Below are 12,096 nucleotides of genomic sequence, written 5' to 3' on the forward strand. Positions count from 1 at the left end.
TTTCCGCGGGTAACACGCATGAAGATAAAGAGCATCCTCCGGCCCATCTTCGACGACCGCAGCGGAAACGCGCTCGTTCTCGTGGCGGTCACCTTGCCCGCGCTGATCGGCGCCGCCGGCCTTGGGATGGATTCGATCCAATGGACGCTGATGCAGCGGCAGATGCAGCGCGAGGCCGATTCGGCAGCGCTGGCGGGAGCCTTTGCCCGCGCCCAGGGGGCCAGCGCCACGACTGCCGCCAACGCTTCGCTCACGCGCGACGGATTGCTCACGCTGACGGCCGCGCCGGTAATCGAGCGCCCGCCCACGACGGGCTCCTACGCCGGCAACACCGAGGCCGTCCGTGTCGCCCTGACTACCACCAGTTCGCTGCCATTCTCGAACATGTTCCTGCGCTCGCCGACCACCGTCAAGGCCGAGGCTACCGCGGCGTCGCTCACCAACGGGACTTATTGCGTCGTGTCGCTCGAAAGCTCGAGCGCGACCGGCATCACCATGCAGGGCAGCGCGGTCGTCAACATGGGCTGCGGCCTCGCGACGAATTCAAAAGGTGTGCCCGCCGTGACCGCCGGTGGCAGCTCGACCATCACCGCATCCCACGTCGCCGCCGTGGGCGGGCTCAAGGCGACCGCGAATTACACGTCGGGCACCGTCCTGCTGCCCTATACAGTGCCGCAGAGGGACCCATACAGCAGCCTGCCGACGCCGACCGTTCCTTCGCCGTGCAATGCCAAGCTGAACGTGAACCCGAACAACACGGTCAACGTAACCAACCCGACCGGCGTCACCTGCTACAAGGGCATGGATATCAAGGGCACGGTCAACCTCGCGTCCGGTATCTATTACATCGACGGCGGCTCGGTCAGTCTCGGATCGCAAGCGGTGCTCAACGGTACCGGCGTGACTTTCATCCTCACCAGCAGCACGGCGGCGAGCACCCCAAGCTCGGTGGCATCGCTGTCGATGAATGGCGGGGCGACCGTGAACCTGACGGCCACGACCACCGGTACCTATGCCGGGGTGTTGTTTTACCAGGACCGCAGGGCGCCAGCCGGCGGATCGAACACCGTCAACGGCAATTCGTCCTCGAAGCTGCAGGGCGGGTTCTATTTCAAATCACAGGATCTGAGCTTCTCCGGCGATTCAGGCATGGCGACCGATTGCGTCCAGCTGGTCAGCCGCCGGGTGACGTTCACCGGCAACAACAGCATCGTCAATACCTGTCCGGTCAATTCGGGGGCGCACGCTTTCGTCGGCACGCGCGTGTATCTGGTCGGATGATTTGACAATGCTTGCCCGTTTGTACGCGTCGATCTCAGGCCTGCGAGGCGATTGCCGCGGTGTCAGCATCGTCGAAACCGTTATCTTCTTGCCGGTCATGCTGATGTTGATGGCCGGCGCTTCGGACATGGCAATGGCCGTCTGGACCAAGATGGAGACCCAGCAGGCGGCCGACCGGGCGATGGAGTACGCGACCGTAGCCGGGCTCGAGAAGCTTTCGACCACCGACATCCAGGCAGAAGCCGCGACCGCGGCGCACGTTTCGACGGGCAACGTGGCCGTGACCAAGTGGCTCGAATGCGACGGAGCGACGCAGGGGACGTTCGACACCGGCTGTGCCGACGGGCAGATCATCGGACGTTACGTCTCGGTACGCATCAGCAACTCCTACACTCCGATGCTGGCGCCGCTGCTACCCGCGAGCGTCGCCCCGGGCGGCTCTATCCCCTTCCAGGGCTTTTCCTCGCTGAGGCTGCAATGACCCGGCGGAACCTTTCTCTCGCGAGCGACTGCCGCGGCACCGCCGCGATCGAGTTCGCGATTGCCGGCCCGGTCGTCGTCCTGCTGCTGATGGGCATCTTCCAGCTGGGAATACTCGGCCTTGCCCACGCCGGGATCGCCCAAGGCGTCGAATCCGGCGCTCGCTATGCGACGATCTATCCGCGGCCCAGCGACAGCCAAATCAGCGCGAAGATCCTCGCCCACGACTACGGCATGGCCGCGAGCGGCATCACCGCCCCTACATTCGCTCACGGCACGACCAACGGATCGGCATACGTCGATATCACGATGGGCTATACGCTGACGCTCGACTTCGGCTTCTACCGCACTCCCGGCGTCCACTTGACCTACACTCGTCGCGCCTACCAGGTGTAGTCGCGGGCCGACGCTGCGCTTCATCCGTGATGCGTAGATTTCCCGGCGCATAGTCCGCTGGACGTTCGCCGCTGCCGCGCTATTCTCCATCCGACGGGAAGGATGGGAGAAAAATCATGTGCGAGCTCGACCAATTGACCGAGATGGGCGGGGTCAACCGCCGCCAGTTTACCGCGATGGGCGCCCTGGCGGCGTTCGCTACCGCCTATGTTCCGATCGACAGCGCGCTGGCCGCCGACGGAGCTCTCGCCGAATCGATGGTCAAGTTCGAGGCGCCCGGCGGAACGATGGACGCGTTCTTCGTCCACCCGGCCAAGGGCAAGCATCCGGCCGTGATCATGTGGCCCGACATCGCTTCGCTGCGCGATGCGTTCAAGGTCATGGCCCGGCGGCTGGCGAGCGCGGGCTATTCGGTAATCGTGCCCAATCCCTTCTACAAGGACACGCCGGCGCCGCAGTTCGCCGACTTCGACGCCTTCCGCAAGGACAACGGCTTCCAGAAAGTCGGCCCGTGGATGGCACACAACACGCCGGCCGCAGTCGCCGAAACCGCCAAGGCGGTGGTCGCCTGGCTCGACAAGCAGCCCTCGGTCGACACCAGGAAGGGCATCGGCACGCAGGGCTACTGCATGAGCGGCACCTGGACCGTGCGCACCGCAGCCGCCGTGCCTGATCGAGTGAAGGCGGGCGGTTCCTTCCACGGCGGCAACGCGTGGGGTGACGGCGGCGCCGACAGCCCCGACGCCCTCTTCGCGAAGACCAAGGCGAGCTTCCTGATCGCCCAGGCCAAGAACGACGATGCCCAGAAGCCCGAGGTTAAGGACGCGATCAAGAAGGCGGCCGAGGCGGCGGGGCGCCCGGCCACCGTAGAGGTCTACCAGGCCGACCACGGCTGGACCGTGCCGGATTCGCCGGTCTACAACGAGGCCGAGGCGAACCGCGCATGGAGCAACCTCCTCGCGCTGTACGCCAAAGCGCTCTGAGGCAGTGTTCCCGGGGATGAGGAGGACCGTCGCCGCGTTGGCGGCTTGCGCGATGCTCACGCCGCAAGCGGCCGGCGCACGCGAGGGCAAGGTCACCCTCGACCCGGCGCGAGTCGACCGCGAACTGAAGTCCTTCGTTGACAAGGGCCGCGTCGCCGGGGCCGAAGTGCTGATCTGGAGAGACGGACGCGAGCAGCACTACGCCAGCGCCGGCCTGGCTGACCGCGAGGCCGCGCGACCGTTTGCGCGGGATACACAGCTGCAGATCTACTCGATGACCAAGCCGGTCACCGGCGTCGCGCTGATGCAGCTGTGGGAGCAGGGCAAGTTCGGCCTCGACGATCCGCTGTCGCGTTACCTGCCGCAGTTCGCCGAGGTGAAAGTCTACGACGGGATCAACCCGGACGGCTCGATGAAGCTGCGAGCGCCGATCCGGCCGATCACCGTTCGCGACATTATGCGCCACATCGCCGGATTTACTTACGGCAATGCGGGACACCCGACCGATGCGGTGTGGGACAAGCTGCAGCCGCTTTCGCCCGACCATACGCTGGCGCAGTTCGCCGAGATTCTCCCGCAAGTACCGCTGCTGTCGGATCCCGGCGCGCAGTGGCATTACAGCCCCGGCGTCGACGTGCAGGCGCGGCTGGTCGAGGTGCTCTCGGGCCAGCCGTTCGACGAGTACGTGACCGAGCACATATTCAAGCCGCTGGGGATGACCCATTCGTGCTGGAAGTGCGGCGCGGACATCAAGTCGCGGCTCGCGGCGATCTACGACGGCCCGAGGCTGACGCGGATGGCCGACGAGGCATGGCTGGTGCACAATTTCGCGGGCAAGCCGATGACCGAAGGCGGTGCCGGCGTGGTCACCACGATCGACGACTACATGCGCTTTGCCCGCATGCTGCTCGGGCAGGGCGAGCTTGACGGGGTGCGCGTACTCCAACCGGCGACGGTCAAGCTGATGGCGACGGAGGAGCTCGACCCGCGCATCACCGAGCGCCAGTGGCTCGGCAGCAAGGGCTCGGGCGGCTTCGGGCTCGACTTCTTCGTCCGCACCAGCGCGCCGAAGGACGCCGCCGAGAATCGCGGTGAGGTCGGCGAGTTCTTCTGGGACGGTTACCCCTCGATGCTGTTCTGGGTCGATCCGGCGAACGACATGGCGGTCGTCTTCGCGACGCAGAAGACCCCCTTCGACGGCTCGCTGCACCACGACATCCGCGAGGCCATCTACGGCCCCGGCTACGGCGGACATTGAACGAAAAAAAGGCGGCTCGTCTCCGAGCCGCCTGTATCTTTTCGAGCCGTTCGAACCGAAAGTCGAGGGACCTGGAGACTTCCCACCCGGGCGGCGCAAGTGCAGAATCGGCCCTGGCTGGTTAATTCGGCGTCACCGAACGTGGTTAACGCGAAGTTACCCTCGTGCGGCGCGGATTTGCGCCGGTTTCACCCGAACCAGTAGCAGGTCCCGCGCATCTCCAGGCTAATCCGCGGCGGCGAATCGGGTGGGGCGAGAGGGTTGTCGAACGCTCCATGCGGCATCAGCTGCGCGCGCGCCGGATCGCTCTCGCTGGTCTTGAACACGATGGCCTCGTCGGGCTGCATGTTCGAATAGTAATACCAGCGGTGTGCCGGGTTGTACTCGATCACGTAGTTGCCGAAGCTCCATTCGGGCGCGCCACCGGGCGGGTCGAAGATCGCCTCGCAGTCTATCAGGTCCCCGGGCTGGATCGATGGGTACGCGCACAGACCGAGCGGCACGTCCTGTGGCGCTCCGGAAAGCGCGCGCCAGACGTTGTACTGGGCGCTGCGCACGACGGTCTTCCCTTCGGGCGCACCCTTCGCGCGGGCCGCGGCGGCGGCGTCCTTCGACATGTCGACGTGGGCGAAGCGCGCCGGGTGCGAGTTGTCGTGCTTGTCGTTCTCGCCGAGCCGTTCGGAGAAACGCAGGATTCCACGGGAGAACATGTCGACGTGGTCGCAGCCGGTGACTCGTTTGAGGAGTTCGGCGATCTCGCCGGCGTGGACTTTCGCCACCGCCTCGAGATCGGTGAGGTCCTCGACCGCGCTCTTGTGTTTGACGAGGACGAAGCCCTCGCGATCGAGATCCGCGTCGAGCCCGCGCGCGTCGGTAATTTCGACTTCGGCGGGCTTGAGCGGCACGTAATCCTTCTCGTGCGCATTGGCATAGAAGAACGGCTTCCTGTCGGTGCGTTCGGTGTAACCGATTGCGGCGCGCACAGTGCCTTCGGCGCTCATCAGGCGAATTCCTCCGTATCGATCGTCGGCTTGATCGCATCGTGATAGCGGTGCCCGGCGACGGTGTCGTGATTGATCAGCCGGTCGGCCTCGTCGAGCACCGCCTGGCTGACGTCGATGTCGGCGGCGCGCACGTTGTCGGCGAGGTGCTGCGGGTTGGTCGTGCCGGGGATCACGTGGACGTTCTCGCCACGCGACAGGACCCACTTCAAGGCCAGTTGCGCCGGGGTCACGCCGGCGTGCTCGGCGAGAGCGACGAACTGCTCGATCAGCATCAGGTTCTGCGGCCAGTTGTCCGGCTGGAAGCGCGGCATCTTGGTGCGCAGGTCCTTCTCCTCGAGCGTCGAGGGATCGGTGAGCACGCCGCACAGCGCGCCGCGGCCGAGCGGGCTGAAGGCGACCAGCGCGATCCCGAGCTCCTCGCAAGTATCGAGCACGCCCAGTTCGACATTGCGGGTCCATAGCGAGAACTCGGTCTGCACCGCGGCCATCGGATGGACCGCGTGGGCCTCGCGCACGTGCCTGCTCGACCACTCGGAGACGCCATAGGCGCCGATCTTGCCCGCCTCGATCGCCCGCGCCAGCGCTCCTACCGAATCTGCGATCGGCACTTTCGGGTCGAAACGGTGCATGTAGTAGAGGTCGATGAAGTCGGTCTCGAGCAGCGCCAGGCTCTTGTCGATGTCGGCGGCGATGTATTCGGGGCTGCAGTCGACGCCGCGGCGCGGTCCATCGACGACGATGCCGGTCTTGCTGGCGAGGAACACCTGTTCGCGGCGGCCCTTTAGCGCCTCGGCAAGCAGCGCCTCGTTCTGGCCGGCGCCGTAGATTCGTGCGGTATCGAAGTGATCGTAACCGAGATCGACGGCCTGCCGCAGCAGCCTGACGCACTCATCGTGGCTTGGAGGGGTGCCGTAGGCCCATGAGACGTTCATGCACCCCAGGCCCACGGGGTGGAGAGATTTGCCGGCAATCGTACGGAGCATTCTCGCGTCGTTCCTTCATCGATTCGTCGGCGCGAGGCCGCAAGTCAGCGCTGCGCGAACTTGCCTCGCGCCCAGTGGTAGAAATCGTCCTGCGCCCGGTTGAGCCCGGCCGCCGAGGCCATGTAACCGGAGGTATCGTCCTCGATCGACTGCAACCGCCACTTCGCCTGGTGGTTGGCGAGCGTCTGGCGCATCTCGAAGAAGCGGCTGTCGAACTCCTTCGCCAGCTCGGCGTCGCTCAGCATCCGCTCGTCGATCTTCCGCGCCTGGAGGATGTCGAGCATCAGCATGGCGTAGCGGCTGCGCAGTTGCACCAGCTTCTTCTTGCCTTCGGTGTCGCCGCTGTCCGCCAGCTTGCGCATGTCGCGATAGACCTGTTCGGCTTCCGCCAAACTGGAATCGAGCTTCGCCATGGTTTCTCTCCCAGCGACCCCCAATACAGGTTTCCGGTTAATTCGCCGCTTAGGCAAGCCCGTTTGTCATGACCAGCCGTCCTGCGCTTCGAGGCTGGCGGCGAGCTCGCCGATCACCCGGTAGCAATCGATCACCGACTGCACCGAACTGTTCGGCTCGCGGCCCTCGCGAATGGCGGCGACGAACTCACGGTCCTGCAGTTCGATACCGTTGCTGGAGACCGCCACGCCGGCAAGGTCGACCGGCTCTTCCTTGCCGGTGACGAGGTCGTCGTAGCGGGCGATGTAGGTCGCGCTATCGCCGATGTAGCGGAAGAAGGTGCCGAGCGGCCCGTCGTTATTGAACGACAGCGACAGGGTGCAGATCGCCCCGCTTTCGCTCTTCAATTGGATCGACATGTCCATGGCGATGCCGAGCTCGGGGTTCTTCGGCCCCTGGATCGCGTTGGCCGTGACGATCTTGCCGGCCTGGTAGGCGAACAGGTCGATCGTGTGCGCGGCGTGGTGCCACAGGAGGTGGTCGGTCCAACTGCGCGGTTCGCCCTTGGCGTTCATGTTCTTGCGGCGGAAGAAGTAGGTCTGCACGTCCATCTGGAGGACGTTGAAGTCGCCCTCGACGATCCTGTTGTGCACGTACTGGTGGCTCGGATTGAAGCGCCGGGTGTGGCCGACCATGCACACGAGGCCGGTCTCCCTCGACTTGTCGAGCACCTTCTGCGCGTCGGCCCAGCTGTCGGAGAGGGGGATCTCCACCTGCACGTGCTTGCCGGCATCCATGCAGGCGATCGCCTGCTCTGCGTGCATCTGGGTCGGGGTGCACAGGATCACGGCGTCGACGTCGTCGCGCGCGAGGGCTTCGGACAACTCGGTACCCGAATGCGGCGCGCCGTATTTGGCCGCGACTTCGGCGGCCTGCTCGGCGCGGCGCGAGATGACCGAGGCGATTTCCACCCCGTCGATGTTCTTGAGGCCGTCGAGGTGCTTTTCGCCGAACGCGCCGGCGCCTGCGAGTGCGATACGCATCGTTATTCCTTCAGTTAGGCGTTGACCTGCTCGCGCACTTTGGGCGGCTTGGCGCCGATGCCCTCTGGCTGGAGAATCAGCGCGCCGAGCGCGGTGTTCGAGGCGGGGATGTGGTAAAAGCGGTAAAGCTCCTCGACCTTGTCGCCAAGCGCCCCGCGCATGATCAGCCACATGACCAGCTCGATGCCTTCCGAGCCCGCTTCGCGCAGGTATTCGATGTGCGGCATCTTGCTGAGCGTTTCGGGGTCCTTGATCAGTTGTTCGATGAAGTTGAGGTCGAAGTCCTTGTTGATCAGGCCGGCGCGCGGGCCCTGAAGCTGGTGGCTCATCCCGCCGGTGCCCCAGACCTGCACGTCGAGGTCCTCGGGGAAGCTCTCGACCGCGGCGCGGATGCTCTCGCCGAGCCTGAAACAGCGGTTGCCCGAAGGCGGCGGATAAGTGACCACGTTGACCGGCAGCGGGATGACCTTGCACGGCCAGACCTCGGGCTCGCCGAAGATCATGCTCAGCGGCACTGTGCACCCGTGGTCGACGTCCATCTGGTTCATGATGGTCATGTCGAACTCGTCGAGGATCAGGCTCTGGGCGATGTGCCACGCGAGGTCCGGGTGGCCGATCACGTCGGGAACCGGGCGCGGGCCCCAGCCTTCGTCGGCCGGCTTGAACACTTCCGCGCAGCCGATCGCGAAGGTCGGGATGATGTTCATGTCGAACGCGCTCGCGTGGTCGTTGTAGACCAGGATCACCACGTCGGGGGTGTTGCCGGGCTCCTTGACCCACTCGCGGATCGGCTCGTAACCCTTGAAAACCGGACCCCAGTAATCGTTGTTTGAGGTGCCGGTCTGGATCGCCGCGCCGAGCGCAGGAATGTGGCTCGAGGTGATGCCGGCGGTGATGCGGGCCATGGCTTAGCGTCCTTCCTTGATCGAGCGCTGCCCTTCGGGCGAACGGCCGCCCTTGAGCATCATCTCGGCATATTCTTCCTGGGTCATTCCGGTCATCGATCCGGCGGCGAACTGGAAGCTTTTCTTGTCGGTGCTGAAAAGCTTGGACAGGAAATAGATGTTTCCACCTTCGTCGATCATCGCGTTGTAATCGCGCGCGAGCACCGCCTTCTTCGCCGCGTCGGTCAGGTCCCACTCGTCGAGATAGGCCTTCTCGTCGGCCAGGAAACGGTTGCGGTTCTCTTCCTTCATCAGGCTCATCGCAAACTGGTTGAGCCAGTAGCCCTTGCGCGCGCGCTGCGCGGTGAACACCCGGGTGCCGGGGATGTCTTCCATCTCGGCGAGATAGGCGTGGATGTCGATCCGCTGCTTCTTGTCGGTCATTGGTCTTTCCATTCGTAAGTCAGCGGCGCCTCGCGGAAGGCGAAGCGGTCGATATGCCGCTCGATCACGCCGCGCATGCGTTCGTTTTCTTCCTGGTCGGCGGTGGTCAGCGTGATGGCGATGCCCTCGGGCCGCGCGGTCATCACCGCGTTGGTATGCTCGGAAAACGGGAATGCGCCCATCCCGTCGCCCTCGTCATAGGTCGTGGCCATTTTGTGGCCCCAATGACTGACGAGCTGCTGGATATAGCGCTCGGGCTTCTCGCAATGGGCGAGGCCGGTCGATGTCGCACTCATAGGCCGCGTTCCTTGAGGATGGCGTCGAGCCGCGGATAGACCCGGCGCGCGTTGCCTTCGAAGATCATGTGCTTCTCGTGATCCGAGATATCAAGCGCATCGATGTAGCGTTTGGTGTCGTCGAAATAGTGGCCGGTCTGCGGATCGATCCCGCGCACCGCGCCGACCATTTCGCTGCCGAACAGGATGTTCTTGTTCTCGATCACGTCGGCCAGCAGGTCGATCCCCGGCTGGTGATAGACGCAGGTATCGAAGAACACGTTGTTCATCAGGTGCGTCTGTAAGTCGGGCTGCTTGAGCATGTCGGCGAGGCCGCGATAGCGACCCCAGTGATAGGGCACCGCGCCGCCGCCGTGGGGGATTATCAGCTTCAGCGTCGGGAAGCGGCTGAACAGGTCTCCCTGCAGCAGTTGCATGAAGGCAATCGTGTCGGCCGCAAGGTAGTAGCCGCCGGTGGCGTGCATGGCCGGGTTGCAGCTGCCCGAGACGTGGATCATCGCCGGGACCTCGAGCTCGCACATCGCTTCGTAGATCGGGAACCAGTACTCGTCGGTCAGCGGCGGGTGCTGGAAATAGCCGCCGCCGGGATCGGGATTGAGGTTGCAGACGACGAAATTGAGCTCCTCGACGCAGCGGTGCAGCTCGCGCACGCTTTCGGCGAGGTCCGACTTCGGGCTCTGCGGCAGCATGCAGCCGCCGATGAAGGTGTCGGGGAACAGCTGCGTGACGCGGTAGATCAGGTCGTTGCAGCGCCGCGCCCATTCGCTCGCCACCGCCTGGTCGCCGACGTGCGGCGCCATCGCGCTCGCGCGAGGGCTGAAAATGGTGAGGTCGGCGCCGCGTTCCTTGATCAGTTTGAGCTGGTTGGATTCAATCGTCTCGCGGATCTCGTCGTCGGAGATCTCGGGGTAGGGCGGAGGCGCCTTGCCTTCCTTGTAGGCGGCCTTCTGCGCCTCGCGCCACGCGTCATGGCCCTTGGGCAGCACCGTGTAATGGCCGTGGCAATCGATGATCAGGCTCATGCGCCTTCGTTCCTCTTGCTCTTTTCCGCCGCCTCGCGCTGGAGGCGGATCGTACCGCGGGTCATCACCGGCTCGACGCCGAGCCCTTGCAGCGTCTTGGCCGATTCTTCCATCTCCGCGGCGCGGCGGAACCCGTGTTTTGCCATCCGCTCGCGGTTGTAGGCGATTTTCTCGGCCCACGGCGCGGCCTTCTCGCTGGCGTCGAGCGAGGCCATGACCTCGTCGAACACCCCCGCCGCTTCGGCCGCGGCGGCGCATTCGCTGCTCAGCGCCTCGAAGCCCTTGACCATCACCGAACGGATCATCTTGATTGCCGAGGCCCGGCCCACCTCGTCGCCGACCACCCGGACGTTCGAGAAGCCCAGCGCCTCGAGCAGCGGTTGGGCCGCCATCGCGTGCGGGCCGGAAACGAGGAGGGGAACGGCCATGCCCTTGTCGACCGGCGCCATCACCGCGACATCGATGTAGCGGCCGCCGGCTCTCTCGATCACTGATGCCGCCTCGCGCTTGGTGTCGGGCGCCACCGAGTTCATGTCGCACCACAGCGCGCCCTCGGGCAGTAGCGGGGCATAGTCACGGGCGGCGGCCAGGGCTTGATCGGCGGTGACCAGCGAAAGGATGAAGGCTCGATCGCCCAGCGCCGAGGCCGCGTCGTCGCCCGTTTCGACCCCGGCCTGCGCCATGGCCGCGCGGCGTTCGGGCAGCACGTCCCAGCCGCGCGTCTCGCCGCGCCAGCCCGGGGCGCGCACGAAAGTTTCGCCGGCTTCGCCGAAGCCGACCAGCGCCACGCGAGGCGCGGGAAGAGATGGATTCGAGTCTGGCATCCTCTTGGCGAGCCGCTTACAGAATGTATGTATTGCTTACAAGTTTGCCGGAGGGCATGCGCATCCCCTTGACGCGAGGGGCGCGCCCGGTCCACCGCGCTCGCGCTAATTCGAGGGAGAGTCGAGGCATGGCAGGCGTCGTCGTCCAGAACATCCAGCGCGCGGACAAGGAAGTGGTCGAAGGGCTCGGCAAGTGCGGCGTCGCCACGGTGCACGAGGCGCAGGGGCGCACCGGCCTGCTCGCCAGCTACATGCGGCCGATCTACCCCGGGGCTCGGATCGGCGCTTCGGCCATCACCATCAGCGTGCCGCCGGGCGACAACTACATGGTTCACGCCGCAATCGAACAGTTGCAGGACGGCGACGTGCTCGTAATCGCGCCGACTAGCCCTTGCGAAGACGGCTATTTCGGCGACCTCCTCGCCACCAGCGCGCAGGCGCGCGGCTGCCAGGGCCTGATCATCGACGCCGGCGTTCGCGACGTGCGCGACTTGCACGAAATGAACTTCCCGGTCTGGTCGAAGCGCGTGTTCGCGCAAGGGACGATCAAGGCCAGCCTCGGCAGCGTGAATGTCGACGTGATCTGCGCCGGGGCCTTCATCCGCGCGGGCGACGTGATCGTCGCCGACGACGACGGCGTCTGCGTCGTCAAGCGCGAGGATGCGGCCAAAGTGCTCGAAAAGGCCCAGGCGCGCGAGGCCAACGAGGCGGAGAAGCGCGAAAAGCTCGCCTCGGGCGTTCTCGGGCTCGACATGTACGGCTTCCGCCAGAAGCTCACCGACATGGGGCTCAAGTGGGTCTGACC

The 12,096-nt window shown here is 65.2% G+C and carries 15 protein-coding genes; 6 read left to right on the forward strand and 9 right to left on the reverse strand.

Going from position 1 to position 12,096, the window contains the following annotated elements; translation table 11 throughout:
• Positions 1-18: 18 nt before the first annotated feature.
• From G7B69_RS09700 to G7B69_RS09720, 5 genes are all read left to right on the forward strand, one after another.
• Entirely contained in the window at positions 19-1,281 is a 1,263-nt protein-coding gene (locus tag G7B69_RS09700) for a pilus assembly protein TadG-related protein (protein ID WP_166178662.1), read from the forward strand.
• 7 nt (positions 1,282-1,288) lie between these two features.
• On the forward strand, positions 1,289-1,762 hold the full coding sequence (locus tag G7B69_RS09705; protein ID WP_279323162.1) for a TadE/TadG family type IV pilus assembly protein: 474 nt from the start codon (positions 1,289-1,291) through the stop codon (positions 1,760-1,762).
• Positions 1,759-2,157 carry a TadE/TadG family type IV pilus assembly protein gene (locus G7B69_RS09710; RefSeq protein WP_166178666.1) on the forward strand — a complete coding sequence of 133 codons (399 nt, stop codon included), beginning with the start codon at positions 1,759-1,761 and terminating at the stop codon, positions 2,155-2,157. Before G7B69_RS09705 ends, G7B69_RS09710 begins: the two co-directional genes overlap by 4 nt.
• 116 nt (positions 2,158-2,273) lie before the next feature.
• A complete protein-coding gene (locus tag G7B69_RS09715) occupies positions 2,274-3,140 on the forward strand; it encodes a dienelactone hydrolase family protein (protein WP_166178668.1) in 867 nt (288 codons plus the stop codon).
• A gap of 16 nt (positions 3,141-3,156) precedes the next feature.
• Positions 3,157-4,398 (forward strand): serine hydrolase domain-containing protein, encoded by a 1,242-nt coding sequence (locus G7B69_RS09720; protein ID WP_166178670.1) that lies wholly within the window; start codon positions 3,157-3,159, stop codon positions 4,396-4,398.
• Between the two features lie 188 nt (positions 4,399-4,586).
• On the opposite strand, the gene G7B69_RS09725 is transcribed toward G7B69_RS09720, so the two are convergent.
• From G7B69_RS09725 to G7B69_RS09765, 9 genes are all read right to left on the reverse strand, one after another.
• Positions 4,587-5,399, reverse strand: a complete 813-nt coding sequence (locus G7B69_RS09725; protein ID WP_166178672.1) for a CmcJ/NvfI family oxidoreductase — start codon at positions 5,397-5,399, stop codon at positions 4,587-4,589.
• On the reverse strand, positions 5,399-6,385 hold the full coding sequence (locus G7B69_RS09730; RefSeq protein ID WP_166178674.1) for an aldo/keto reductase: 987 nt from the start codon (positions 6,383-6,385) through the stop codon (positions 5,399-5,401). Before G7B69_RS09730 ends, G7B69_RS09725 begins: the two co-directional genes overlap by 1 nt.
• 44 nt (positions 6,386-6,429) lie before the next feature.
• Positions 6,430-6,798 carry a hypothetical protein gene (locus G7B69_RS09735; protein WP_166178676.1) on the reverse strand — a complete coding sequence of 123 codons (369 nt, stop codon included), beginning with the start codon at positions 6,796-6,798 and terminating at the stop codon, positions 6,430-6,432.
• A 66-nt stretch (positions 6,799-6,864) separates the two neighbouring features.
• Entirely contained in the window at positions 6,865-7,821 is a 957-nt protein-coding gene (locus G7B69_RS09740; protein ID WP_166178678.1) for a Gfo/Idh/MocA family oxidoreductase, read from the reverse strand.
• A 14-nt stretch (positions 7,822-7,835) separates the two neighbouring features.
• Complete coding sequence (locus G7B69_RS09745; protein ID WP_166178680.1) at positions 7,836-8,726, reverse strand: class III extradiol dioxygenase subunit beta; 891 nt, start codon at positions 8,724-8,726, stop codon at positions 7,836-7,838.
• Between the two features lie 3 nt (positions 8,727-8,729).
• Positions 8,730-9,149: a protocatechuate 4,5-dioxygenase subunit alpha gene (gene ligA, locus G7B69_RS09750; RefSeq protein ID WP_166178682.1), complete on the reverse strand. Its 420-nt coding sequence runs from the start codon at positions 9,147-9,149 to the stop codon at positions 8,730-8,732.
• The gene (locus G7B69_RS09755) at positions 9,146-9,445 is read right to left on the reverse strand and encodes a DUF2218 domain-containing protein (protein ID WP_166178684.1); all 300 of its coding nucleotides are present in this window, start codon (positions 9,443-9,445) and stop codon (positions 9,146-9,148) included. The genes ligA and G7B69_RS09755 overlap by 4 nt, the downstream gene beginning before the upstream one ends.
• Entirely contained in the window at positions 9,442-10,467 is a 1,026-nt protein-coding gene (locus G7B69_RS09760; RefSeq protein ID WP_166178686.1) for an amidohydrolase family protein, read from the reverse strand. Before G7B69_RS09760 ends, G7B69_RS09755 begins: the two co-directional genes overlap by 4 nt.
• Positions 10,464-11,255 carry a DUF1932 domain-containing protein gene (locus G7B69_RS09765; RefSeq protein WP_243415105.1) on the reverse strand — a complete coding sequence of 264 codons (792 nt, stop codon included), beginning with the start codon at positions 11,253-11,255 and terminating at the stop codon, positions 10,464-10,466. The genes G7B69_RS09760 and G7B69_RS09765 overlap by 4 nt, the downstream gene beginning before the upstream one ends.
• Before the next feature lie 164 nt (positions 11,256-11,419).
• Here G7B69_RS09765 and ligK point away from each other — a divergent pair, with 164 nt between their 5' ends.
• Entirely contained in the window at positions 11,420-12,094 is a 675-nt protein-coding gene (gene ligK / locus G7B69_RS09770) for a 4-carboxy-4-hydroxy-2-oxoadipate aldolase/oxaloacetate decarboxylase (protein ID WP_166178690.1), read from the forward strand.
• Positions 12,095-12,096 lie beyond the last annotated feature (2 nt).

Origin of the sequence: Croceibacterium segetis (genome assembly GCF_011320115.1) — a bacterium.
In the GTDB taxonomy this organism is placed as follows: domain Bacteria; phylum Pseudomonadota; class Alphaproteobacteria; order Sphingomonadales; family Sphingomonadaceae; genus Croceibacterium_B; species Croceibacterium_B segetis.

What these genes read in the sequence shown, in the direction of transcription:
- G7B69_RS09700 (WP_166178662.1), top strand. Translation starts at nt 19, where the DNA reads ATGAAGATAAAGAGCATCCTCCGGCCCATCTTCGACGACCGCAGCGGA.
- G7B69_RS09705 (WP_279323162.1), top strand. Translation starts at nt 1,289, where the DNA reads ATGCTTGCCCGTTTGTACGCGTCGATCTCAGGCCTGCGAGGCGATTGC.
- G7B69_RS09710 (WP_166178666.1), top strand. Translation starts at nt 1,759, where the DNA reads ATGACCCGGCGGAACCTTTCTCTCGCGAGCGACTGCCGCGGCACCGCC.
- G7B69_RS09715 (WP_166178668.1), top strand. Translation starts at nt 2,274, where the DNA reads ATGTGCGAGCTCGACCAATTGACCGAGATGGGCGGGGTCAACCGCCGC.
- G7B69_RS09720 (WP_166178670.1), top strand. Translation starts at nt 3,157, where the DNA reads ATGAGGAGGACCGTCGCCGCGTTGGCGGCTTGCGCGATGCTCACGCCG.
- G7B69_RS09725 (WP_166178672.1), bottom strand. Translation starts at nt 5,399, where the DNA reads ATGAGCGCCGAAGGCACTGTGCGCGCCGCAATCGGTTACACCGAACGC.
- G7B69_RS09730 (WP_166178674.1), bottom strand. Translation starts at nt 6,385, where the DNA reads ATGCTCCGTACGATTGCCGGCAAATCTCTCCACCCCGTGGGCCTGGGG.
- G7B69_RS09735 (WP_166178676.1), bottom strand. Translation starts at nt 6,798, where the DNA reads ATGGCGAAGCTCGATTCCAGTTTGGCGGAAGCCGAACAGGTCTATCGC.
- G7B69_RS09740 (WP_166178678.1), bottom strand. Translation starts at nt 7,821, where the DNA reads ATGCGTATCGCACTCGCAGGCGCCGGCGCGTTCGGCGAAAAGCACCTC.
- G7B69_RS09745 (WP_166178680.1), bottom strand. Translation starts at nt 8,726, where the DNA reads ATGGCCCGCATCACCGCCGGCATCACCTCGAGCCACATTCCTGCGCTC.
- ligA (WP_166178682.1), bottom strand. Translation starts at nt 9,149, where the DNA reads ATGACCGACAAGAAGCAGCGGATCGACATCCACGCCTATCTCGCCGAG.
- G7B69_RS09755 (WP_166178684.1), bottom strand. Translation starts at nt 9,445, where the DNA reads ATGAGTGCGACATCGACCGGCCTCGCCCATTGCGAGAAGCCCGAGCGC.
- G7B69_RS09760 (WP_166178686.1), bottom strand. Translation starts at nt 10,467, where the DNA reads ATGAGCCTGATCATCGATTGCCACGGCCATTACACGGTGCTGCCCAAG.
- ligK (WP_166178690.1), top strand. Translation starts at nt 11,420, where the DNA reads ATGGCAGGCGTCGTCGTCCAGAACATCCAGCGCGCGGACAAGGAAGTG.